Raw genomic sequence first — 23,312 nt, 5'->3', positions numbered from 1 at the left:
CAATACCAGGAAATCTAATTGACTAACTATTCAATGTGATCACCACATTCAATTATAAACAAACATAATCGATTTGTGAACATTTTAGCATACTTTATTGAATTCCCTTCTTCGACTAGGCTTCATTCAAGTATGCGAGAAATCCCAATCTTTCCAAAAAGGATTTTGAGCACAGCCATTTACTTATTTCCATAACACTCTCATCAACCCATGTATGCGAGAAATCCCAATCTTTCCAAAAAGGATTTTGAGCACAGCCATTTACTTATTCCCATAACACTCTCATCAACCCAAGTATGCGAGAAATCCCAATCTTTCCAAAAAGGATTTTGAGCACAGCCATTTACTTATTTCCATAACACTCTCATCAACCCATGTATGCGAGAAATCCCAATCTTTCCAAAAAGGATTTTGAGCACAGTTAGTTATCTATTCCCATAACACTCTCATAAACCCATGTATGCGAGAAATCCCAATCTTTCCAAAAAGGATTTTGAGCACAGTTAGTTGCTTATTCCCTTCGCCTTTTCGTTGAATGTCACATTTAAGACGTGTAAAATAAGGACAAAACATCCTCTAAACAAGAAACTTGCTTTTAATTTTTTAAGCATTTTTAAGGCTTGATTTTTCCTTATCCAAGATTTTGTGATTCATCACACAAGAATCACCATAAGATATAGAAAAGGCTTGTGTCAAAATGGAGGTGAGCCACCTGAATTCTCATTACATAACCAATATTTTGCGCTATATCTTTATTACTTTCCGTTTGCTTCTAGTCGCTGCTATTTGTGTCTTAATTGGAGCCGCTTTTTATTATGGGATAAAATACGCTTATCCATTTATAATCGCCATTATCCTTTCCTTCTTTTTAAATCCTGTTGTCACCTTTATTCAAGTAAAAACCAACATGCATCGCGGAGTCGCCACCTTTATTGTCATTTTTCTTATCTTTGCTGTCATTTCAGGAATTGTGACACTCATCATCCTTCAACTCATTAATGGACTCGTTTATCTAAACGATGTCGTTCCGAGCCATGTCCAGCTATTAAGCCGCTACATTCAAAGTTATTTTGTAAACACATTGCTTCCAATGTGGGGGCATATTACACATCTTATCAGTACATTAGACCAATCCGAACAACTGACGATTCAAGACAACATGAACCATCTTGGTCAAAAACTTGCCACCAATCTAAGCAATCTTGGAACCCACGTTATTACTTATTTAACCAATATGGTCGTGTCCCTGCCAAACATCATTACAGGGTTAATCTTTATTTGTCTCGCCACTTTCTTTATGACGAAGGATTGGTATAAACTTGGTGATTATTTCGACTCTAAGCTCCCTGAGAGCGTTTCTCGAAGCCTTCAAAATGTCTATGAAGGATTAAGGCAGGCCTTTCTCGGATTTATCAGGGCTCACTTAACTCTGATTTCAATTACCGCTGTCATTATTCTTATTGGACTAGTGGTACTTAGAGTGGCCCACCCTGTTACGATTGCTTTTCTAACTGGGCTTGCTGATATGTTCCCTTACCTTGGAACCGGTTCTGTCTTTCTCCCTTGGATCATTTATTCTTATTTCTCAAAACAGTATTTTATGGCGATAGGACTCGCCATTCTCTATGCGGTTGTCATCATACAGCGGCAAATTATGGAGCCTAAAATTATCTCATCCAATATTGGTTTAAATCCTCTGCCTACACTCGTCGCTATCTTTATCGGCTTTAAGCTATTAGGATTTTTGGGCCTTGTCTTAGGTCCGATCGTCTTAATTGTCATCAATACGCTCTCACAGGCCGATGTCTTTCGGAATATCTGGAGTTATATCATCGGCGACCGAACCCTTCCCAAATGAAAAAAAAGAAGTCAGCATTCTAACTGAATGTCGACTTCTTTTTTGCTCTATAAACTTATCTTCTGTAGAAAAATTCAAACCGTCCCTTTGAAAGCTGTTGTTGCAGTCTTCGTCTTATTGGCTTAACTAACCGCCTTCTAACTCTTGGGATCATTAACAGCAATCCCGTCAAATCCGTCAAATAGCCAGGCGTTAACAGTAACAAGCCTCCTGCTAAAACTAAAAACCCTTCAATCAGCTCTTCCCCAGGCAAACGCCCCATCCTTAATTGTTCCTTTGCCCGATGAAAAACCGCAAGCCCTTCTCTTCTTGCAAGGCTTGCTCCAATAACCCCTGTTAACAGAACAATTCCTATTGTTGCAAGAATACCAATGTACTTGCCGGAAAGGAAAAACAACCAGAGTTCTATTAAGGGAACAAGGATAAATAAAGGCATTAATCGTTTCATTATGAAAACTCTTTGAAATCCTTTTCGATTTTTTGATGAAGCTCCGGCCATTTCCTTTGCATCTTACACGGTCTCATATCTGTTGTCGTCCAGCAATGCTCAGTTATTCCTTCGGCGACAAGTTCTCCATCTTCTTCTCTAACCGCTCTATATTTGAAATGAAGCCGTACCCCATTATAACTATGGATTTCGGTTTCAATCCGAATCACATCTTCATAAAGGGCAGGCGTATGATAAGTGACATGCACCCCAATCACCGGAAGATAGAAACCGGCAGTTTCAATTTCACGATACGTATGACCAAGTTCTCTTATATGATGAGTACGACCTACTTCAAACCAATTAATATACTGACTATGGTGCACGATACCCATTTGATCCGTCTCTGAATAGCGAACACGAAGCTTTGCATGAGTTTTCATTCTTGCCTTAACCTCCACTCTATAATCAGAAAAAGGAGAAGGTTTGTCCCCTCTCCTTATTCTATCATTAACTCTTAATTATAGGACTTTAGCATGACCGTTATAGATATTTCCTCTTTCAGCATCAATCGTGACCGACTCGACTGAACGGAGAAGGTTAACAGCATCACTGACACCAACAATAACAGGAATATCAAGGTTAATCCCTACAACAGCGGCATGAGAGGTAAGGCCGCCTTCTTCAGTGATCACTGCAGCCGCACGTTCCATAGCCGGTGTGAACTCACGATCTGTGCTAGCTGTTACAAGCACGGCACCATCCGGCATATTGGCAACAGCATCTGCTGGATCATTCGTTACATAGACAGGACCGCTTGCTGACTTACGGCCAATTCCTTGCCCTTTGGCCAAAACCTGTCCAACAACATGAATTTTAAGTAAATTCGTCGTTCCAACCTCACCGACAGGGACACCCGCTGTTATCACGACAAGGTCACCATGCTTCACATAACCGGATTCTACTGCAGCATCAACAGAGGAGTCCAGCATTTCGTCTGTTGTCTCTGCCAATTTACCAAGCTGAGGATAAACACCCCATACTAATGATAAGCGGCGCAATGCCTTTTCGGTGCTCGTTACAGCTACGATATTAGCTTTCGGACGATATTTTGCCACAACAAATGCCGAATGGCCACTATACGTTGATGTAATGATCGAGGATACATTTAAATTCAAGGCAGTATGAGCAACTGCTTGGCCAATAGAATCCGTAATCGAGGTGTTGGTCTTGCTTCTTACACTTAACATTTGCTGATAATCAAGTGACTGTTCCGTACGAAGGGCGATCCGATGCATTGTTTCAACCGCTTCAACCGGATAATCCCCTGCAGCCGTTTCACCAGATAACATAATCGCATCCGTACCGTCAAAAATAGCGTTGGCCACGTCACTCGCTTCAGCACGAGTTGGACGAGGATTCCGTTGCATGGAATCAAGCATTTGTGTCGCAGTAATGACCGGCTTCCCTAATTTGTTGCATTTTTTAATGAGCATTTTTTGAACGAGCGGCACTTCTTCAGCTGGAATTTCAACACCTAAATCACCACGCGCAACCATTAGCCCATCTGATACTTCTAAAATCTCATCAATGTTTTCAACGCCTTCTTGATTTTCAATCTTAGGAATAATCATGATGTGCTCGCCGCCGTTTTTCTCAAGCAACTCCCGAATTTCCAATACATCGGATGCTCGACGAACAAAGGAAGCGGCAATAAAATCAATGCCTTGTTCAATCCCGAACAAAATATCTTCCGCATCTTTTTTGGTGATACCTGGCAAATTAACACTTACGCCAGGAACATTGACCCCTTTTTTGCTCTTAAGATCTCCTGTGTTAAGCACTTCTGTCACGATTTCATTGCTAGTCGCTGATACGACCTTTAGTCCGATTAATCCATCATCTAAAAGGATCGTGGAACCAGGATGAACATCAGAAGCAAGTTCTGTGTAAGTCACAGAGATTCTCTCAGCAGTCCCTTTTACAGGTTCCATGCTGATAACAAGCTTCTGCCCCTTTTCCAAGTGAACTTTATCTGTGGCCATGTCGCCTGTTCGAATTTCAGGGCCTTTGGTATCTAGAAGAATCCCAATGGTTTTCCCGTTCTTCTCAGCAGCTATACGAATGTTCTTAATGCGGTTGCCATGCTCTTCATGGTCACCATGTGAAAAATTCAAGCGGGCAACGTTCATCCCAGCATTCATTAATTGTTCAAGCTTTTCGACAGTTTCACTGGCTGGGCCAATTGTACATACGATCTTTGTTTTTCTCATTTAAACCATTCCCCTCATTAAATCGAAAGTTCTTTCGCTAGTTGTATAAGTTGTTTATCTAATTGGTGACGATCCGTTAAGATATCATCAATCTTATGGGCCACGACTTCACTATTCTGGACACCGACCATCAAACCCGCTTCACCTTTTAAAAGAAGGTCGACAGCTCCAGCTCCCAGTCGGCTTGCCAAAACCCGATCAAATGCCGTCGCTTCACCGCCTCGTTGAATATGACCAAGCACCGTTACTTTGGTCTCAATTTTGGCCGTTTCTTTTAGTTTTCTTGCCACTTCACTAGCTGAGCCAATCCCTTCAGCCACCACAATAATACTGTGCTTCTTACCTCTAGCATGTCCTTGTTGGATACGTTCAATGACATTTTCAATATCTGTCTCGGATTCTGGGATCATAATGGATTCTGCTCCTCCGGCAAGACCAGCCCAAAGAGCAAGATCCCCCGCATCACGGCCCATGACCTCAATTATAAACGTTCTTTCATGGGAAGTGGCGGTATCGCGAATTTTATCAATCGCATCAATAATCGTGTTGAGTGCTGTGTCAAAACCAATCGTAAAATCGGTGCCAGGAATATCATTATCAATCGTTCCCGGAACGCCTATCGTCGGATAGCCCAGTTCCGTCAGTTTTTGGGCGCCTCTGAACGAACCATCCCCGCCAATAACAACTAGAGCTTCAATCCCAAACTTTTTCAATTGCTCAATCGCTTTTTGCCGGCCTTCCTCAGTCTTAAACTCTTCACAGCGCGCACTGTATAGAATGGTACCGCCTCGCTGAATGATATCCCCGACAGAACCCAATTCGAGCTTCTTAATATTCCCTGCAATTAAACCTGAATAGCCTTGATAGATTCCAAAAACTTCTAAACCATGATAAATTCCTTTTCGAACTACAGCTCGCACTGCAGCATTCATACCAGGAGAATCTCCGCCGCTTGTTAAAACACCGATCCGTTTCATTTAAGCACACTCCCCATAAAAATCTCTTCATGATTAATGAATACCTTAAACATATTGGACTATTGCTAAGCAGGATATGTAACGGGCCACTAAAAAAAAACGATAGCGTTTTTTTTAGAAAACCTCCATTTCTTATCTATATAAATTAAAACATATAAAAAACGTGTTTTCTATAACAATTGTTACAGAAAACACGTTACCTCATTTTATGAAATCGCTTTCAACCTCAAAGGCTCCCATATGGCGGTACTTTTCGAGCCGTTGCATCACGAGTTCATCTTTGGTAAGTGTGCTTAGTTCATTAAGATGCTTGACCAAAAAGTGATCAAGTCGCTTAGCTTGCTCAACCGGATCGTGATGAGCGCCTCCTGTAATCTCTGGGACAAGTTCATCAATAATCCCAAGCTCCAGCAAATCAGGCGCCGTAATTTTCATCGTACGTGCAGCCCGCTCTGCCTGCCCTGCATCCTTCCATAACAAAGCCGCAGCGCCTTCAGGAGAGATAACGGAATACCAGGAATTCTCAAGCATAAGCAGACGATTCCCAACCCCAATAGCAAGCGCACCACCGCTTGCGCCTTCGCCAATAACGACACAAATAATGGGGACTCTTAGACCAGCCATCTCAAACAAATTCCGCGCGATCGCTTCTCCTTGGCCTCTCTCCTCTGCTGCTTTACCAGGAAAAGCACCTTTGGTATCAATGAATGTAATGATCGGTCGGTTGAACTTTTCGGCCTGTTTCATGAGACGGAGTGCTTTCCGATAGCCTTCAGGGTGAGGCATCCCAAAATTGCGGCGCAAATTCTCCTTCGTGTCTCGTCCTCGCTGCTCACCAATGATGGTGACAGGACGGCCATGGAACTCAGCAATGCCCGCAACAACAGCTTCGTCATCTCCGTACAGTCGGTCACCATGCATTTCAATAAAATCGGTGAAAAGGTGCGGAATATAATCAAGCGTTGTGGGACGATCCATATGTCTTGCCAATTGAACACGTTCCCATGGAGACATATTGCCATAAGTGTCTTTCTCCAGTTTATGAAGGCGATCGGTTAAGCGAGCCACCTCATCCGACAAGTCAATCCCTTTAGTGGACATGAAATCCTGAAGCTCTTTGATTTTATTTCTAAGTTCGATAATCGGCTTTTCGAATTCTAATCCAGGAACCACGCTTCATCACCTCTTTTATAATGCATTGCAAGAATGGTCCCAAGAGTCTCTTTCAACTCATCTCTTGGGATAACACGATCTAATTGACCATGTTTCAGTAAAAACTCGGATGTCTGGAAATCCTCCGGTAAATCTTCTCGAATGGTCTGTTCGATAATTCGCCGTCCAGCAAAACCGATTAAAGCGCCAGGTTCTGCAAAATTAAAATCACCTAGCGAAGCAAAGCTTGCCGTCACACCACCAGTAGTTGGGTGAGTCATCACAGTAATGAACAGCCCTCCGTTACGGCTATAGAGATTGAGCAAGGCACTTGTTTTGGCCATTTGCATCAGACTGAGCGATCCTTCTTGCATCCTTGCTCCGCCGCTTGCTGTGAAAATAATGAATGGGAGATGCTCTTTCATCGCCCTTTCAACAGCTCTCGTTATCTTTTCTCCGACAACGGATCCCATACTACCCATAATGAAACGTGAATCCATCACAGCAATGACAAACTCATAGCCATCCATCATCCCTTTTCCCGTCACGATCGCTTCGTTCAGACCGGACTTGTCCCGACCTGCTTTAAGCTTGTCTTCGTAACCCGGAAAATCTAAAGGATTAACAGAGGACATGGCCTCATCGAATTCTTCGAAAGTCCCTTCGTCCATTAGGCTTTCAATTCTTTCCCATGCTGTCAGCGGGTAATGATACCCGCAGGATGCACATACCGATAGATTTTGTTTTAACTCTTTCGTATACATAATCTTTTTACATCTCGGGCACTTCTTCATGAGCCCTTCTGGTACATCCTGTTTGACACCTGAAGATGGGACTGTGACATATTGCTTCTTTTTATTAAAAAAGTTGTTCAACACTACACATTCACCTACTTACTAAAGTCTCTTTTTAAGATCTGTGCACTTTGTATTCTCAATCGGAACAACTCTCTTAAATAGGTATTTCATAAGAAATACGATAGCTCAAATTAAAAATGAGAATAAGGCCTAACAGACTAATTTTATTAGAAAAGGGAAAGGCTCGTCAACCTTATGCTATTATATGGCATAGAAACGCTTGTTTAGACCTCCCGTCGAAACCGTTATGTTCTATGAGCCGACGCCCTCTCTAGAGGAATCTTTTATAGTTTCTGAAACCCAAGTAAGATTTTAAAAACCAAGGTTCAAACGATAACGGCCTCTCTTGATAGAGAAGGGGATCTATTTTAAGCGAACATTCGCCTTTCCGAGTAATTGTTCCAGTTGTGCGAGCGTCTCTGAATCAGCACTTGACTGATAGTCCTTAGGAAGAAGAAGGGTTTCCCCTTTGTCCTCATAATAGATATATACAGGATGGCCACCATTATGAGCCAAAAGGCATTCTTTAACTGCTTGAAGAACCGAAGAATCCGTGGAACGCACTTTCAAATACAAAGAGCTGCCCTGTTGCTTCTTAAGAGGTGGTTGCGCCCCTGAGAGCTCCTTCAGCTTTAATGCTCTTTCTAGTATGAACTGAGAGCCCGCACTTGATTTATTCTTTTCGATCGTTCCTTCAACGAATAAGAGTTCTCCCTCTTGAAGAATCAATCGATAGGTTTCAAGAACAGCTGGGAAAACAACCGCTTCTAGACTGCCTGTTTCATCTGAGATTCGGGCAAAGGCCATCGATTTACCTGCCTTCGTCTTGATCAACTTCATGCTTTCAAGCAGGACGCTCAATCGGTTCAATGCCCCTGATTGAGCTTCATTGATTGAATGGGCTCCCCATTTGGATGCCGCTTCTCGGTAAGGCTCAGTTGGATGACCGCTTATATAAAAACCTAAGACATCCTTCTCCATTGCCAATCGTTCTTCAAATCGAAAGGGAGGAACCTCAATAGATAATGCAGGGCTTTCATCATTCATGAAAGAAGCTTGTCCACGTACTGCACGTTCCTGTTCCTCATAAGCTCTTTGCAGGATGAGATCGAGCGCTGCAAGCATCTGAGCCCGGTCTATCCCGAATTCATCCATAGCCCCTGCCATTATCAGAGATTCGATCGCTCGGCGCGTGACCCGCTTGGACGATACCCGGATACAAAAATCCTGCAGGTCTTTATAACGGCCATCTTGACGCTTCTCTAGAATGTGGAGAACCGCCGGAAGTCCAACATATTTAATGCCCGAAAGTCCGAAACGAACTCCCATTGGATCCGTTGTAAAATGAGATTTACTTTTATTTATAGATGGCGGAAGCAGTTTCAATCCCTGTTCCTTAAGAAGCGAGACATACTCGGATAGCTTCTCAGGGTGGTGGCCGACGCTTGAAAGCAGGGCTGTAATAAAAGAAGCCGGATAATGAGCTTTTAGATAGGCAAGCCGATAGGCAATTAACGCGTAAGCGACCGCATGTGAACGGTTAAACCCATAGTCGGCAAACCGAACTATCCAATCATAGACCTTCTCTGCCAAAGGAAGCGGATAGCCCTTTGAAGCACAGCCTTTAAGGAAATAGACTTTCTGCTCCTCAAGCACCTCTCGCTTCTTTTTAGAAACGGCACGTCGGAGGATATCTGCCTCCCCCAGTGTAAATCCAGCCATTACAGAAGCGATCTGCATGATTTGTTCTTGATAGACAATCACCCCATAGGTTGGCGATAGAATCGGCTCTAAGTCAGGGTGGAGCAGATCTATTTCCCTTTCCCCATGCTTCCCCTCAATAAAAGCCGGAATATTTTGCATCGGACCCGGCCGATATAAAGCACACACGGCCACGACATCTTCAAAGGCAGTCGGTTTTAGCCGCTTCAATACATCACGCATCCCTGACGATTCCAACTGAAATATCCCATCCGTTTCCCCTCTCGCCAAAAGCTGAAATGTATCTGGATCGTCTAGAGGCAAAGACGTAAGCTGTGGTTTCTTTCGCCCTTCCTCTTCAATGTTCATCAGGATCTCTTCGATAAGAGTTAAATTTCGAAGGCCAAGGAAGTCCATTTTGATCAGGCCTATTGCCTCTAGCACTTCCATTGGAAACTGAGTGACAAAGAGTCCATCTCTGCCTTCTTGAAGCGGAACCAGCTCCGTCAACGGAAAATCATTAATTATAATGCCAGCAGCATGTACCGATGTATGCCTTGGAAGGCCTTCAATCATTTTTGCGAGGCTATACAGCTTGCGATAAGCCTCAGACTGCTTAATAAGCTGGCGCAGCGGAGCGGATTCTTGGTAAGCCTTGTCTAAAGTCACCCCATGCTGTGAAGGGATGAGTGAGGTGATGCGGTCTAAGTCCCGCGGTTTCATGGATAAGACGCGTCCCAAATCTCTTAATGCAGCCTTTGCTGAGAGCGTTCCAAATGTTCCAATTTGAGCAACCTGTCGCTTCCCATAACGCTCCTGGACATATCGGATGACCTCTTCTCTTCGATTATCCGGAAAATCGATATCAATATCAGGCATGGTCACACGCTCGGGATTTAAGAAGCGTTCAAACAATAAATGGTGCTTAATCGGGTCGACATCCGTAATCCCCAATGTATAGGCAACAAGTGAACCAGCGGCCGATCCCCTTCCAGGCCCTGGAATGATGCCCTGCCTTCTCGCATACCGAATAACATCCCAAATCACAAGAAAATAATCACTAAATCCCATTCGATCGATAATCGAAAGCTCATAGCTTAAGCGCTCTTGAGCCTCTGGCAGCAAGCCCCCATATCTTTTTTCGAGCCCTTTGTGACATAACGAATGGAGGTAATCTTTGGTTGACTCACCACGCGGAGTCGGATACTTCGGTAAATAAGTTTGGCTGAAATCAAATGTGACTTGGCATTCTTCAGCTAAACGAAGACTTTGCTTAAGCGCTTCACGGTCGTCCGGAAAAAGGGCGGTCATCTCTTCAATCGATTTAAAGTACGCCTCCCCTTGAATATTGGCAGTTGCATCTAACGTTTCACCTAAACGAATACAAGCAAGACTTTGATGAGCAAGGGCTTCATTTCGCTCAAGATAATGAATGGAGTGGCTCACAACCATTGGAATCTCAAGTTCCTTCGCTAGCTCTCTTTGAAGAAACAACCGTCTTTCATCATGAGCATGACCTGTTCTTTGTAATTCCAAATAAAAACGAGAGCCAAATATTTTTTTAAAATAAAGACTTTGCTGTCTCGCTTTTTCCCGCTCGTTATTCAAAAGAGCTTGTTCAATTTCCCCTCTTGCTCCACCGGATAGAACAATCAAGTCCTCTGAAAAGCGGTCAAGTCCGGCAACTTCAAGAGTAACCTCTCGAACCGACTGCAGACGCGTGCTGATTTCAATCAAATTTTGGTACCCTTTATTTGTTTTCGCAAGCAGGGTGAGTGTCGAAAAACGTTTGTTTGTTCCTGTTCCGTTTTTTGAGAAGTATTTCATGGCCATTCCAATCACTGGATGAATGTGATGCTCCAAACAAGCTTTGTAAAAAGGGACGACGCCATAAAGGACATTTGTATCGGTTACAGCAAGTGCTTGCATTCCCTGCGATTTCGCCTTCTGAACCAGTGATGGGATTCGGCAGGTAGAATCTAATAAACTGTATTCACTATGAACATGTAAATGGACAAAACTCAAAGGCTTAAACCTCCTTCCCCTACGTCTTCCTTGCACTAATAAGGACCGTTCTTCAAACATTCTTCCTTCCATTATAGCTCAATCCAGCCCCTCCCGAAAACCGTCATACCTTCAAGACTCGTCCCATAAACTAGTTATAAAAAGACTTTCACACTAAATTAGTCAGAGGTGTCCACATGGACTTAAAAAGCTTTTTCACCCAGGCCATTATGTATTATTTCATAGCCTTTGGAGTCTTAATTGGCGGCTCTCTCGTCGGCGGGATTGCGGCCTACCTAGTCAATCGCCCTCCCCTTATCGAGATCACCGGACTTGCTATCCGGCTAAAAGTTTGGGCAGTTGTCTCTGCGATGGGCGGTTCAATGGATGCCCTTGAAAATTTAGAAAGGGGCTTTCTGGGTGGAACCCCTACAGAAGTCGTTAAACAATTGCTTCTCATTGTTGCTGCTATGACAGGCGCCCATACGGCAACATTTATCGTTCACTGGATTACTCAGGAAACACGATGAGAGTTCCTCCTTATTATCGCGATCCGAGCTGGCAGCGTTTTTTTGCCGGCATTATCATTGGCGCCATCATAGGCTTTGGCTTTTTTATTTATATAAACGGTGAGGCACAGGAGCGACAATTACTGCTTATTAATCAACAAAAAAAGACGATTGAGGATTTAGAAGACCAAAACAAAGTCTTACTCGAAAAATCAGAAACGCAAAACGAAGATCTCCAAAAGGAACTGACCATTCAAGAGATTAAGGTCACAGTCGAAACCACTCCTAATATTAAGTTAGACGGGCTCAAGAAAATTGATTTGATTGATCAAATCAAAGACCAGCTTCGGCCAATCATTGGGAATGATATCGAATCGGTTGCTAAAAATCAGGCTCTTATCTTCAATTTAATTAACGACCATCCCTTTGTAATTGAGAATAATGTCTATCAAGTCCAGGTCCAAAGCGTTGTCATCTTCTCGAACCTCGAGGTACAAGTTAAAGTCATTAAACAAACGCAAACCTAACACCTTTTTCATTTTTCCTTTCATCTCTGTTGTTTTATCGTAATTTTCGCAAATTTATTGTAAAATAAAAGGAGGAAAAAGTGGAGGTGATGTCAATGGTTTTTGACCGTCATCAACTGGCTGAGTCAAAACTCCAGTTGATTGAGAAGGGTTATTCCGCTTATACCGATTCCCAAGAAGTGGCTCGTCTTGTTCGAAGAGAGATTGAGAAAAGGAAGCTGAATGTCCTCGAAGAACTTACCCCTATTGGGTTTTGGTTCACACCTTCAAAATAAGTTAAAAATCCCTTTACTTTGGCCGCTTATGCCCGAGGTAAAGGGATCCTTTTTTTCGACAGATCATCACAGAAACAAACGGGCTGCCTTCCCAGATTGTCAAACTTTGAGACAAATCGATTGAAGCTCTTCCACAAGTACTTGGGCTTCTTCCCATGAATAGACGGTTGCCCCGCTTGCCATCGGGTGTCCCCCACCGTTATAACGGGCCGCAAGTGTATGGATCATAGGACCTTTCGAGCGTAATCGAACACGAATCTTATCCGGTTCTTCAATAAAAAAGACCCATGCCTTAAGCCCTTCTAATGAGGAGAAGCTGTTTACTAGATTGGAAGCTTCTATGCTCGATAAAGCATAAGCGTCTAAAAGTTCCTTGGTCAAGCGCATGACCCCAACTCCACCTTCAAGAAAGTCAAAGGACCGCAGCACTTCTCCCTGCAAACGAAGCTGAGCAAGAGGCATCAACTCCATTTGATTAATCAGCTTTTCAGCTTGTATATTTTTTTCTAAAAGCTTTGCCACAAGCCGATGGGTCTTAGAGGTTGTATTGGAAAACTGGAACCGCCCGGTGTCTCCCACAATCCCCGCATAGAGAGCTTCGGCTGCCTCTTCCGATAAAGTGAGATCTGAATTTGCCTCATAGAGGGAAGCAATCATCTCACTGACTGAGCTCGCATCCGTATCCACCCACATCCAATCGCCATACGGTTCATTATTAGGATGATGATCAATTTTCAACAGCTTTTCTCCAAGCTTATACCGCTGGTCACTGATCCGCGCAAGATTGGCGGTGTCACAAACAATCACAAGCGCTCCTTTATACAGGTCATCCTGGATCGTGTCCATTTTGGCAATGAAAGTAAGAGACGCAACCTCTTCACCGACCATGTACACCTTTTTGTTTCGAAAATTATCCTTGATTAAAGCAGAGAGACCGGCTTGTGACCCGAGCGCATCGGGATCAGGACGGACGTGACGATGAATCACAATTGTGTCATAAGCTTTAATTAGTGAAAATAAGTCTTCCATTGTTATATGCCCTCCCATTTCTTTAAAAGATGCTTGTTTCCTATATGAATTCACTCGCTTTTCATTTCAAAAAAAGTTAAACTAATAAAACAATTAAGTTTTAGATGATCCATTAAGGCAAGATTAGGCCAGTTGAAGGATGACGCCCACCACTCTAAAAAGGTTAGGAGTTGTTGCAATCATGCCAACGTTAATCATTCTCATTATCTTTTCGGCACTGCTCTTTATTATGTATCAAGCAAAAGCCTATCGATCCAAGCATCCTCTAGTAAAGAAATTTAATGCCGCAAAAGGGAACATTGCAGTCGGAATTTTCTTGGTGACATTTGGTCTCAATCGCTTGTTTATTCAACATCACTTAATCACTTTAATCATCGCCTGTATTTTCATTCTTTATGGAGCCTTTTTTGCCTATGATTATATCAAGCGTTCTCGCTTTTATTATTTTGAGATTCAGCGGGAGAGAAACCAAGGTACGCTCTAAAAAGATCTCTTAGATGATGAGGGACCTTACTTAATGCGGTATAAACTGTGAGACAATGAAAGCTTTGCCAACAGCCTGTCCTTCGTTAAATAAGTCAACATCGAATTTTGCCGTGCGTCTTGTCTCTTCTAATATATTTAATTTGATAAGAACGGTGCTTTCAAGCTGGACGGGCTTTAGATAATAAAAAGTAATCGTTTCAATGACTAAATCCCCTTTTTTATAGCGATGAAAATAACGCCTTGCCACTGTTGTAACAGCGGTCGTCATTACACCGTTAGACAGCATCCCTAAGTGGTTCGTCATTTGCGGACTGACGTCGAATCGGAATTGCCCCTCTTCACCCTCCATTTCACTCAACTGATCATCTACCAAATCATCAATCGTCTCACCGACCTGGGGTTGTCTTTGACTCATCTGCAGCGCTTTTAGCACGTCTTGTCGGGTAATGATTCCCATAAGCTTCCTATTTTGTCCCATTACCGGCAAGCACTCAATCCCCTCCCAAATCATCCTGTGAGCAGCAGAGGCGACAGAAGTTGTTTGACTGACGGTTATAGGGTCTTTCGTCATTACTTTTTCAATGGTCAAGTCTCTAGGCCGGCCGATAATATCTTTTGAGGTGACGATCCCACAAAGCCGTTGACTGCTATCCATAACTGGATAACGACTATGTCCTGTCCGCTCATTTTGACGGTGCCATTCCTCTACTTTATCATTAAGGAGCAACGCACTTGTCTTTTCGAGCGGGATTAAAATATCCGATACGAGCAAAATTTCTTTTTTGATTAACTGATCATAAATAGCCCGATTAATCATCGCAGCAACTGTAAACGTATCATAAGAGGTCGAGATAACAGGAAGCTGAAGACTATCCGCGAGACGCTTCACATCCTCACGTGTATCAAATCCACCCGTAATCAGAACGGCTGCCCCCGCCTGAAGCGCCTTTTCATGAGCCTGATCGCGATTTCCTACAATCAAAAGCCCTCCCGCGTCAATATAGCGCATCATGGCTTCAAGCTTCATAGCTCCTATGACAAAGCGGTTCAAGGTTTTATGGAGTCCCTCTTTTCCGCCAAGCACCTGCCCATCCACAATATTAACCACTTCTGCATAAGTCAGGCGCTCGATATTTCCTTTGTGCTTTTTCTCAATACGAATGGTGCCGACCCGTTCAATCGTGCTGACAAACCCTTGGTTCTCTGCATCCTTTATGGCTCGGTATGCAGTCCCCTCACTAACACTCAATGCTCTCGCCACTTGGCGAACAGAAATTTTATGTCCAATCTCTAACCCTTTTATGTACTCTAAGAGTTGTTCGTGCTTCGTTACCATAGCGGTTCTCCCGTCCTTTATACTGACACTATTATACCGAGAAGCACTATAAAACAAAAGTGAGGAGACGCCATCTAATCTTTTATGATTAAAGAATCGTGATTGACAGGTCCCTCCATTCATCACGATAGCGATCCGATCCCTGCCTGAACACTAGTTGAACTGAGACAGCAACTCATTTTGACGAATATGAGAAAAACCTTTCGTCATGCCATATGGCCATCAAACGAAAGGTTTTTTAAAACATTTTTTATAGGGTAAGGCTATCGCCAGGATTCATAATTTTACCTTCTGCCTTTAATGAAGCAACAAAAGCATGAGGATCCTGTTCAATAACAGGGAACGTATTGTAGTGAATAGGCACTACTACTTTGGCACCGACCCATTCAGCTGCAATAGCCGCTTCCTCTGGTCCCATGGTAAAGTTGTCACCAATCGGCAAGAAAGCAAGATCGATCTTGTGTCGTTCGCCCAGCAGTTTCATATCCGAGTAGAGGGCTGTATCCCCTGCATGATAGATCGTTTTCCCCTCAACATTTAAGAGCAATCCACCTGGCATTCCCGTATAAATAATGTTATTATTCTCATCTGTATAACTCGAACCGTGAAAAGCAATCGTATACGTCACACGGCCGAAATCAAAATTGTAGCCGCCTCCTATTGACATACCGTGTGCTTTTGCCCCTTTTGAAGCGGCGTAACCAGCAAGTTCAGCAACCGCAACAATGACAGCACCGTCACGTTTAGCCAAATCAAACGCATCACCGACATGATCATTATGACCGTGGGTTAAAAGGATCGCATCCAGCTTCGGCACATCATCGACACTCAACGAATTAGAACCATTTCCCGAAATAAAAGGATCGATAATAAAGTTGCCTTTTTCTGTTTCAAAAAGAACGGTTGAATGTCCAAAGTATGTAAGTTTCATCCTGACACTCCTTCTATAGTTAATTAATAATGAACCTTTCTCTTTTACTATATCTCCTCTCTTTTCCTCTAATCAAATATATAGCACCCTAAAAGTTTCTCTAATACCTATTCAGATTATTTATGATAGAATAAACCAATAATCGATTTATCATGAGGAGGACTCAAAGTGAACCATCGTTTGACCAAGTTGATCAACGAGATCAAACAACTTGATTTTTCATTTGGATTCGTATCCGATCCTATGTCTATATTTTACTTAACAGGGTTTCGTTCCAACCCGCATGAACGCTTGCTTGCCCTGTTTGTTTTTCCTGAAGCGGCGCCATTTCTTATCTGCCCAGCAATGGAGAAAACAGATGCTAGAGCTTCCGGCTGGGAAGGTGAATTAATCGGCTACGGAGACCATGAAGATCCTTGGACGTTTGTCAAACAGCAGCTTGAAAGCCGCGGCTTATCCAAGACTCTTAAAATTGGAGTTGAAAGCTCACACATCACTTATTCTCGAGTGGAAAAACTCGAACAGCTTGGCGAATCGGTCTCTTTTATAACGATAGAGCCTGTGCTTAATAGTTTAAGAACGATAAAAGATCCAAGCGAAATCGAGAAACTTCAGCAAGCAGCCAAAATGGCCGATTTTGCCATAGAGGTTGGAGCTAGCCTTATTAAAAAAGGAAAATCCGAGCAATCCATCATCGCTGAGATCGAATATTCACTTAAGAAACGGGGCATATCTGAGATGTCCTTTTCTACAATGGTCTTAGCTGGTGACAAAACGGCCTCCCCTCATGGAAAACCAGACGACCGTCAGATTCGCGAAGGCGATTTTGTCTTGTTTGACCTCGGAGTTATTGTGGATGGCTATTGTTCGGATATCACTCGTACTTTTGTCTACAAGCACGCTTCTGAAAAGCAGGAGGAGATCTATCAAACGGTATTAGAAGCTGAAAGAGCAGCCATAAAACAAGCGATTCCCGGGATGCGCATAGGGGACCTGGACCTTGTCGCTCGTTCCGTTATCGAGAACAAAGGTTATGGCGACTATTTTTCCCACCGTCTAGGTCATGGCCTCGGTCTTAGTATTCACGAAGCCCCGTCCATGAGTCATGATAATGATAGCCTGTTAAAAGAAGGCATGGTGTTTACAGTCGAGCCTGGTATTTATATCCCAGAAGTCGGCGGCGTCCGAATTGAAGACGACGTCTATTTGACGAAAGAGGGCGCTTTGACGCTCACCCAATTCCCTAAAGAGTTAACCGTCATCTCCTAATAGATACATAAAAAAAAGCGTTGAGCCCATTGGTTCAACGCTTTTTTTGGACAGACTCCTACTGAAGGATTAACCGTTCCCGTTCGGAGAGGTCTGTCCCTCCATTTCCAAATTCTCTCGTCCTCTAAAAAATCATTAACGAGCGGCCCACACCATCCCGTTTCGCATCAATTCAATAACCTCAGGCATTTTGACGATTTCAGCAACATGGCCCAAGGAACAATAATAGACCTTACCTTCACCCCATTTTTTCGTCCAAACAACAGGGATATCGACTTCTCCATTTGCAGCATACGGTCCCTCTGCATTTGGAAAACGAGTGGTAGCATGCACACGAACGGCCGGGTCCACATGTAAATAGTACTGTTCAGAGGTCACTTCAAAGTCCTTCATTCCTTTAGTCAAAGGATGATCAGGGTCATTGATTTTGACCGTATAGGTGATGCCATCATTTCCAGGATGCGCTACCCATTGCCCGCCTACCATAAACTGATAGTCTGTCTCCATCCGAAATGAATCGCCCATCCCGCCGTGTAATCCTGCTAAGCCCGTTCCTTGAGCAACCGCCTCAAGCAGCGGATTCAGCTGCTCGCGCGTAATCGTGTCTTGAGTCCAATTCGGCACGATCAAATCATAAGTTGTCAAATCCTCTTGTTCTAAGGTTTCTAAAGTATTCGTAATCTTTACCTCAAAATCTTCTTCTCTCAAAATACCAGCTAAAATAGCAGCTACTTGTTCAGGCTCATGCCCTTGCCATCCACCTTGAAAGATTAACGCTTTTTTCATGAAGACCCTCTCCTCCACCAATTGTTCGTTTTGTGTCGATCCAATTCGATAACGCATTCTCGTTACGCCATTTTGCCAAGTGGCCATTTTCTTATGCGTTAACGTATTCTCGTTACGCCTTAACTAATTAGGCGTAACCTCATTACTCTATTTCCGCTTTTTTCGCCTTTTCCCAACGCGTTAACGCATTCTCGTTACGCCTAAACTAATTAGGCGTAACCTCATTACTCTATTTGCCGGTTTTTCGTCCATTTCCAACGCGTTAACGCATTCTCGTTACGCCTAAACTAATTAGGCGTAACCTCATTACTCTATTTGCCGGTTTTTCGTCCATTTCCAACGCGTTAACGCATTCTCGTTACGCCTAAACTAATTAGGCGTAACCTCATTACTCTATTTCCACTTTTTTCGCCCTTTCCCAACGCGTTAACGCATTCTCGTTACGCCTAAACTAATTAGGCGTAACCTCATTACTCTATTTCCGTTTTTTTTGCCCATTCCCAACGCGTTAACGTATCCGCGTTACGCCTAAACTAATTAGGCGTAACCTCATTACTCTATTTCCGCTTTTTTTGCCCATTCCCAACGCCTGAGCGTAACCTCATTGCGCTATTTGCTATTAATCCGACCACTTACTAGAGGCTTACCCAGCTTTTTAATCGGGCGGATTCTTCAACGGCTGCTAATACTTTTTGGTTCTTTAGCCCATCCTCAAAGTCTGGCTTCGGCTGAGTGCCAGCTGCCACTGCCTCCAAAAAGTCATGGATTAAATTAATAAAGGTGTGTTCGTAACCAATAATGTGACCAGCCGGCCAATAGGCACCTGCATAAGGATGATGTTCCTCCGTACAGTTGATCAGTCGGAAGCCTTGCAGACCGGGTTCATCATCTGCCAGATAGACCTCGAGATTATTCATGTTCTCCATGTCCCAGCGGATCGAGCCTTTTTCCCCATTGATTTCAAATTTATTTTTATTCCGGTTCCCTTGAGCAAACCGTGTTGCTTCAAAGGTACCCAGCACGCCATTATCAAATCGGGCAAGAAACAGAGCCGCATCATCAACGGTCACCTCACCCTTTTGGCTCGTATCAGCCGTAGCACTTAACCCGCCTTGGAGGGAAGCAATCGGGCGTTCCTTAATAAAGGTTTCCATGATGGAGACAAGCTCCTTAAATTCTCCAACCAAAAACCGAGCGAGATCAATGCTATGCGCCCCAATGTCACCAAGAGAGCCTGAACCGGACACATCCTTTTGGAGCCTCCAAACCAGCGGAAAATCCGGATCCACAATATAATCCTGCAAATAATTTGCACGTATATGATACAGCTTGCCTAACCGTCCTTCATCAATCAGCTTTTTGGCATATTGAACAGCTGGAGAAAAACGGTAATTATGACAAATCATATGAATAACCTTATTTTTCTTAACCGCTTCAAGCATCCTCTCTGCTTCTTCAACGGTAAGCGAGAGCGGCTTTTCAATAATAATGTGTTTTCCTGCTTCTGCTGCCGCAAGAGCAATTTCAGCATGGGTATGATTGGGTGTTGAAATATCAATCACATCGATATCATCCCGTTCAATTAAGCGCCGCCAATCTGTTTCATAGCTCGCCCATCCCATCTTTTCAGCCGCTGCCTTAACAGCCGCTTCATTGCGCCCGGCAATGGCTTGTAAGACCGGCTTAACCTCTGTATCAAAATAAAACGGAAAATCACGGTATGCATGGCTATGCATCTTACCCATAAACTGATAGCCTATCATTCCAATTCGTATTTCCTTTTGAGACATGCTCATCACCATCCCTTTCTAACTATATAAAGGCATCTCCCTTAAAAACGATTCGTTTTTACAAAATCCCGACCTGAGTTCAAGACTTTCCCCATTACTTGTTTAAGAGAGTACTAATATTATTAGAATTTAAGCCGCCAGGAAATGCTTGCGGACGCTTGCATGTACTCTTAACCGAATAATGACTGCCTTTTTCGGCTGCTTCGTGAAAGCCATGCATGATCTCAAGCACATGATAGGCCATCTCACCATTGGCACGGTGCTCACGTTTATTATGTAAAGCATAGGCCATATCGACAAGACCGATTCCTCGGCTATTCTCAGTAAATCCATGACTCAATGGCAGTTCAGACCAATCCGCGGCATCATGTCTTCTCAAAAGAACTGGCCCTCCAAACGTGTTTGGATCGGGTACTCTTAAAGTCCCTTCGCTTCCGTAGATTTCAATCCATGGCATATTATGATGCCAAACATCAAAGCTTGTGACAAGTGTCCCCACGACACCCGAATCAAAATCGAGAAGCCCCGCAACATGCGTAGGTACTTCAACCTTAATTTTCTGACCCTTTTTAGGCTCACTCGTGATCGTGCGTTCAGGATAAGTGATTCTTGTTGAACCCGTTACTCGAGAAACCGGTCCGAGTAACGAAATCAAAGCCGTCAAATAATAGGGCCCCATATCGAACATAGGTCCGCCGCCTGTTTGATAATAAAACTCCGGATCCGGATGCCATCGCTCATGACCGGGTCCCATCATAAAGGCCGTTGCCGCAACAGGTGTTCCGATCCATCCTTCATCGATTATTTTTCGGCATGTTTGCAGTCCGCCGCCTAAAAAAGTATCGGGCGCGTTTCCAACCAGGAGTCCCTTAGTCCCGGCAACATCTAAAATTTTCTTCCCATCTTCTAAAGAAATAGCGAGAGGCTTTTCCCCATATACATGTTTGCCGGACTCAAGTGCCGCACAGGCAATCTCAGCATGCGCCTTAGGAATGGTCAAATTCAAGACTAGATCAATCTCAGGATCATTTAAGAGTTCCTGGACTGAATAAGCTTTTGGAATGTGATATTCCTTTGCACGTGCTTTGGCACGTTCCAAATCCAGATCCGCACACGCCACTATATTAATGGCTTCGAACTTTTGACCCGCTTGAAAATAAATGGAGCTAATATTGCCGCAGCCAATGATCCCCACCTTCAATTCAGTCACATCCATCCCTGCCTTTTCCAATTAGATTCAGTAAACGCTTTCAACTTAAGCTAATAAATAAACTTACTATTCTACCAAGTTACCTCATTTTATGAAGAAAGTCTAGAAGCACGCCTTTATATTGAATAAAAAGATGACCCTGTTAAGCCAGAGATCATCTTCTAAAAACGGATATTTTTTTTAACTTCCTTTGACCTAAGCGAATGCTTTAACTTATGCGTTCGTTCCGTTTAAGGCTTATTTAATATGACCTTTAAGAAGATCACTGGCGGAACGATACTCTAATCCATGTGCGTCAGCCACTGCTTGGTAGGTGACGTAACCATCAAGTGTATTGATTCCTTTAAGCAAGGCTGGATCAGCAAGACATGCCTGTCCAAACCCAAGTGATGCAATTCGGGCTGCATAAGGGACTGTCACATTCGTTAAGCCAATGGTCGAAGTGCGTGGAACCGCTCCTGGCATATTGGCAACCGCATAATGAACGACACCATGCTTCACATAAGTTGGGTCATCATGCGTTGTAATATGATCGGTTGTTTCAAAAATACCGCCTTGGTCAATCGCAACATCCACTACCACGGAACCTTCAGACATGGATTTTACCATCTCTTCAGTTACAAGTCGCGGGGCTTTTGCTCCTGGGATGAGAACCGCCCCAATCACAAGATCTGCCTCCTTAACTGATTCTGCAATGTTAAAAGGATTCGACATTAATGTATGAACCGATTTACCAAATATATCATCTAATTGACGCAAGCGATCAGGATTCAAATCGAGAAGGGTGACATCGGCTCCTAAGCCAACGGCAATCTTAGCCGCATTGGTTCCCACGATCCCCCCGCCAATGATCGCTACCTTTCCACGTTTAACCCCCGGAATACCGCCTAGAAGGATTCCCTTCCCACCATGAGGCTTTTCAAGAAATTGAGCCCCGATTTGAGAAGCCATACGTCCTGCCACCTCACTCATTGGCGTCAGAAGGGGGAGTGAACCGTTTTGAAGTTGAACGGTTTCATAGGCAATCCCAACAACTTTCTTCTCCGTTAAAGCACGTGTCAATTCAGGTTCTGGAGCAAGATGTAAATAGGTAAAAAGAATAAGTCCTTCATAGAAATAGTCATATTCCTCTGGAAGAGGCTCCTTTACCTTCATCACCATTTCTTGTGACCAGGCTTCTTCAGGTGTACTCACAATCGCCGCACCGGCTGCTTGGTATTCCTCGTCGGAAAACCCTGAGCCTAACCCCGCATTAGTCTCAACAAAAACCTGATGTCCCGTTTTAACCAAATGGACCGTTCCTGCAGGGGTTAAAGCAACGCGATTCTCATTATTTTTAATTTCCTTTGGCACTCCAATACGCATGAGTTTCTCCTCCTAAGCTACCATTCAAATTCTTCCTAACCAAAAAGCATATTATGGAAGTCCTTCATCATGCTTCCAATTCAGTTTTACGCCAATTATGTGACTTTTGCAAGGTGTCGCTAAATAGTTTGAATCACCAGAAAAATCAACCCTTTTGATTCCATACCCATGTATACAGATGATTATCCGAATCAATCATCCGAATATCCATTGATTTTATTGACGGAAAATCAGTGGTTTGAAGAAGATGAACAATCTGTTCAGAGGTGGTTTCAGGTGTCAAAGACAACGTCGTTATTTCTTTTAGAACAGCAGCCTTAGCTTTTGGCCCGCTGATCTCTTGATTTCCTTTTCGATAAATGTAGCGATCCGGTTCAATATAAGCAAAAAAAACATCCGTTTTCTCTAATCGGAGGCTTATTTTGATAACTTTATCGTGACTAACCGGCTGGGCTTGTGCTGCTTTAAGCGGCAGTAATAAGAGGAACGATAGAAAAACCATAGTCATTGCTTTCCTCATGTGTGATCACCTCATTAAATAATGTGGGGA

The 23,312-nt window shown here is 43.4% G+C and carries 21 protein-coding genes; 6 read left to right on the top strand and 15 right to left on the bottom strand.

Going from position 1 to position 23,312, the window contains the following annotated elements; all coding sequences use genetic code 11:
• Positions 1 to 697 precede the first annotated feature (697 nt).
• The gene (gene ytvI, locus PU629_RS05935; RefSeq protein WP_275283368.1) at positions 698 to 1,858 is read left to right on the top strand and encodes a sporulation integral membrane protein YtvI; all 1,161 of its coding nucleotides are present in this window, start codon (positions 698 to 700) and stop codon (positions 1,856 to 1,858) included.
• A gap of 55 nt (positions 1,859 to 1,913) precedes the next feature.
• Here the strand turns inward: ytvI and PU629_RS05930 are convergent, their stop codons facing one another.
• The 7 genes from PU629_RS05930 to dnaE all read right to left on the bottom strand — a co-directional run bounded on the left by PU629_RS05930 (position 1,914) and on the right by dnaE (position 11,270).
• On the bottom strand, positions 1,914 to 2,306 hold the full coding sequence (locus PU629_RS05930) for an FxsA family protein (protein WP_275283367.1): 393 nt from the start codon (positions 2,304 to 2,306) through the stop codon (positions 1,914 to 1,916).
• Positions 2,306 to 2,728 carry an acyl-CoA thioesterase gene (locus PU629_RS05925; RefSeq protein ID WP_275283366.1) on the bottom strand — a complete coding sequence of 141 codons (423 nt, stop codon included), beginning with the start codon at positions 2,726 to 2,728 and terminating at the stop codon, positions 2,306 to 2,308. The genes PU629_RS05930 and PU629_RS05925 overlap by 1 nt, the downstream gene beginning before the upstream one ends.
• Positions 2,729 to 2,806: 78 nt before the next feature.
• Entirely contained in the window at positions 2,807 to 4,558 is a 1,752-nt protein-coding gene (gene pyk, locus PU629_RS05920; RefSeq protein WP_275283365.1) for a pyruvate kinase, read from the bottom strand.
• A gap of 17 nt (positions 4,559 to 4,575) precedes the next feature.
• Positions 4,576 to 5,535 carry a 6-phosphofructokinase gene (pfkA, locus tag PU629_RS05915; RefSeq protein WP_275283364.1) on the bottom strand — a complete coding sequence of 320 codons (960 nt, stop codon included), beginning with the start codon at positions 5,533 to 5,535 and terminating at the stop codon, positions 4,576 to 4,578.
• 201 nt (positions 5,536 to 5,736) lie between these two features.
• Positions 5,737 to 6,708 carry an acetyl-CoA carboxylase carboxyl transferase subunit alpha gene (accA, locus tag PU629_RS05910; protein WP_275283363.1) on the bottom strand — a complete coding sequence of 324 codons (972 nt, stop codon included), beginning with the start codon at positions 6,706 to 6,708 and terminating at the stop codon, positions 5,737 to 5,739.
• The gene (gene accD, locus PU629_RS05905) at positions 6,693 to 7,565 is read right to left on the bottom strand and encodes an acetyl-CoA carboxylase, carboxyltransferase subunit beta (RefSeq protein WP_275283362.1); all 873 of its coding nucleotides are present in this window, start codon (positions 7,563 to 7,565) and stop codon (positions 6,693 to 6,695) included. The genes accA and accD overlap by 16 nt, the downstream gene beginning before the upstream one ends.
• A 342-nt stretch (positions 7,566 to 7,907) precedes the next feature.
• The gene (gene dnaE / locus PU629_RS05900; RefSeq protein WP_275283361.1) at positions 7,908 to 11,270 is read right to left on the bottom strand and encodes a DNA polymerase III subunit alpha; all 3,363 of its coding nucleotides are present in this window, start codon (positions 11,268 to 11,270) and stop codon (positions 7,908 to 7,910) included.
• A 176-nt stretch (positions 11,271 to 11,446) separates the two neighbouring features.
• Here dnaE and PU629_RS05895 point away from each other — a divergent pair, with 176 nt between their 5' ends.
• From PU629_RS05895 to PU629_RS05885, 3 genes are all read left to right on the top strand, one after another.
• Positions 11,447 to 11,779 carry a YtrH family sporulation protein gene (locus PU629_RS05895; protein WP_275283360.1) on the top strand — a complete coding sequence of 111 codons (333 nt, stop codon included), beginning with the start codon at positions 11,447 to 11,449 and terminating at the stop codon, positions 11,777 to 11,779.
• A complete protein-coding gene (ytrI, locus tag PU629_RS05890; protein ID WP_275283359.1) occupies positions 11,776 to 12,285 on the top strand; it encodes a sporulation membrane protein YtrI in 510 nt (169 codons plus the stop codon). Before PU629_RS05895 ends, ytrI begins: the two co-directional genes overlap by 4 nt.
• Before the next feature lie 89 nt (positions 12,286 to 12,374).
• Positions 12,375 to 12,560: a YtzJ family protein gene (locus PU629_RS05885; protein WP_275284366.1), complete on the top strand. Its 186-nt coding sequence runs from the start codon at positions 12,375 to 12,377 to the stop codon at positions 12,558 to 12,560.
• A gap of 99 nt (positions 12,561 to 12,659) precedes the next feature.
• Here the strand turns inward: PU629_RS05885 and PU629_RS05880 are convergent, their stop codons facing one another.
• Positions 12,660 to 13,589 carry a DHH family phosphoesterase gene (locus PU629_RS05880; protein WP_275283358.1) on the bottom strand — a complete coding sequence of 310 codons (930 nt, stop codon included), beginning with the start codon at positions 13,587 to 13,589 and terminating at the stop codon, positions 12,660 to 12,662.
• Positions 13,590 to 13,770: 181 nt separating this feature from the next.
• Here PU629_RS05880 and PU629_RS05875 point away from each other — a divergent pair, with 181 nt between their 5' ends.
• Positions 13,771 to 14,073, top strand: coding sequence for a YtpI family protein (locus PU629_RS05875; RefSeq protein ID WP_275283357.1), 303 nt, complete (start codon positions 13,771 to 13,773; stop codon positions 14,071 to 14,073).
• Between the two features lie 30 nt (positions 14,074 to 14,103).
• Here PU629_RS05875 and PU629_RS05870 read toward each other — a convergent pair whose 3' ends face one another.
• Positions 14,104 to 15,411 (bottom strand): DRTGG domain-containing protein, encoded by a 1,308-nt coding sequence (locus tag PU629_RS05870; protein WP_275283356.1) that lies wholly within the window; start codon positions 15,409 to 15,411, stop codon positions 14,104 to 14,106.
• A 250-nt stretch (positions 15,412 to 15,661) separates the two neighbouring features.
• Positions 15,662 to 16,342 carry a metal-dependent hydrolase gene (locus PU629_RS05865; RefSeq protein ID WP_275283355.1) on the bottom strand — a complete coding sequence of 227 codons (681 nt, stop codon included), beginning with the start codon at positions 16,340 to 16,342 and terminating at the stop codon, positions 15,662 to 15,664.
• 168 nt (positions 16,343 to 16,510) lie between these two features.
• Between PU629_RS05865 and PU629_RS05860 the strand changes: the two genes are divergently transcribed.
• Positions 16,511 to 17,611, top strand: coding sequence for a M24 family metallopeptidase (locus PU629_RS05860; protein ID WP_275283354.1), 1,101 nt, complete (start codon positions 16,511 to 16,513; stop codon positions 17,609 to 17,611).
• 135 nt (positions 17,612 to 17,746) lie between these two features.
• Here PU629_RS05860 and PU629_RS05855 read toward each other — a convergent pair whose 3' ends face one another.
• The 5 genes from PU629_RS05855 to PU629_RS05835 form a co-directional block, all read right to left on the bottom strand.
• Entirely contained in the window at positions 17,747 to 18,397 is a 651-nt protein-coding gene (locus tag PU629_RS05855) for a ThuA domain-containing protein (protein WP_275283353.1), read from the bottom strand.
• 635 nt (positions 18,398 to 19,032) lie between these two features.
• Positions 19,033 to 20,187 (bottom strand): Gfo/Idh/MocA family protein, encoded by a 1,155-nt coding sequence (locus PU629_RS05850; RefSeq protein WP_275283352.1) that lies wholly within the window; start codon positions 20,185 to 20,187, stop codon positions 19,033 to 19,035.
• Positions 20,188 to 20,281: 94 nt separating this feature from the next.
• Positions 20,282 to 21,397, bottom strand: coding sequence for a Gfo/Idh/MocA family protein (locus PU629_RS05845; RefSeq protein WP_275283351.1), 1,116 nt, complete (start codon positions 21,395 to 21,397; stop codon positions 20,282 to 20,284).
• Positions 21,398 to 21,634: 237 nt separating this feature from the next.
• Positions 21,635 to 22,762 carry an alanine dehydrogenase gene (gene ald, locus PU629_RS05840; RefSeq protein ID WP_275283350.1) on the bottom strand — a complete coding sequence of 376 codons (1,128 nt, stop codon included), beginning with the start codon at positions 22,760 to 22,762 and terminating at the stop codon, positions 21,635 to 21,637.
• Positions 22,763 to 22,907: 145 nt separating this feature from the next.
• Complete coding sequence (locus tag PU629_RS05835) at positions 22,908 to 23,270, bottom strand: hypothetical protein (protein WP_275283349.1); 363 nt, start codon at positions 23,268 to 23,270, stop codon at positions 22,908 to 22,910.
• Between the last annotated feature and the right edge of the window lie 42 nt (positions 23,271 to 23,312).

This window comes from Pullulanibacillus sp. KACC 23026 (assembly GCF_029094525.1).
In the GTDB taxonomy this organism is placed as follows: Bacteria; Bacillota; Bacilli; order Bacillales; family Sporolactobacillaceae; genus KACC-23026.
Note: the sequence above shows the minus strand (reverse complement) of the source record. Positions and strands in the feature narration are given on the sequence as shown.

Coding starts and splice junctions, on each gene's coding strand:
- PU629_RS05865 (WP_275283355.1), bottom strand. CDS start 16,342: ATGAAACTTACATACTTTGGACATTCAACCGTTCTTTTTGAAACAGAA.
- ald (WP_275283350.1), bottom strand. CDS start 22,762: ATGCGTATTGGAGTGCCAAAGGAAATTAAAAATAATGAGAATCGCGTT.
- PU629_RS05895 (WP_275283360.1), top strand. CDS start 11,447: ATGGACTTAAAAAGCTTTTTCACCCAGGCCATTATGTATTATTTCATA.
- PU629_RS05880 (WP_275283358.1), bottom strand. CDS start 13,589: ATGGAAGACTTATTTTCACTAATTAAAGCTTATGACACAATTGTGATT.
- pfkA (WP_275283364.1), bottom strand. CDS start 5,535: ATGAAACGGATCGGTGTTTTAACAAGCGGCGGAGATTCTCCTGGTATG.
- ytvI (WP_275283368.1), top strand. CDS start 698: ATGGAGGTGAGCCACCTGAATTCTCATTACATAACCAATATTTTGCGC.
- PU629_RS05850 (WP_275283352.1), bottom strand. CDS start 20,187: ATGTCTCAAAAGGAAATACGAATTGGAATGATAGGCTATCAGTTTATG.
- PU629_RS05875 (WP_275283357.1), top strand. CDS start 13,771: ATGCCAACGTTAATCATTCTCATTATCTTTTCGGCACTGCTCTTTATT.
- PU629_RS05885 (WP_275284366.1), top strand. CDS start 12,375: ATGTCAATGGTTTTTGACCGTCATCAACTGGCTGAGTCAAAACTCCAG.
- PU629_RS05855 (WP_275283353.1), bottom strand. CDS start 18,397: ATGAAAAAAGCGTTAATCTTTCAAGGTGGATGGCAAGGGCATGAGCCT.
- ytrI (WP_275283359.1), top strand. CDS start 11,776: ATGAGAGTTCCTCCTTATTATCGCGATCCGAGCTGGCAGCGTTTTTTT.
- PU629_RS05925 (WP_275283366.1), bottom strand. CDS start 2,728: ATGAAAACTCATGCAAAGCTTCGTGTTCGCTATTCAGAGACGGATCAA.
- pyk (WP_275283365.1), bottom strand. CDS start 4,558: ATGAGAAAAACAAAGATCGTATGTACAATTGGCCCAGCCAGTGAAACT.
- PU629_RS05835 (WP_275283349.1), bottom strand. CDS start 23,270: ATGACTATGGTTTTTCTATCGTTCCTCTTATTACTGCCGCTTAAAGCA.
- PU629_RS05930 (WP_275283367.1), bottom strand. CDS start 2,306: ATGAAACGATTAATGCCTTTATTTATCCTTGTTCCCTTAATAGAACTC.
- PU629_RS05870 (WP_275283356.1), bottom strand. CDS start 15,411: ATGGTAACGAAGCACGAACAACTCTTAGAGTACATAAAAGGGTTAGAG.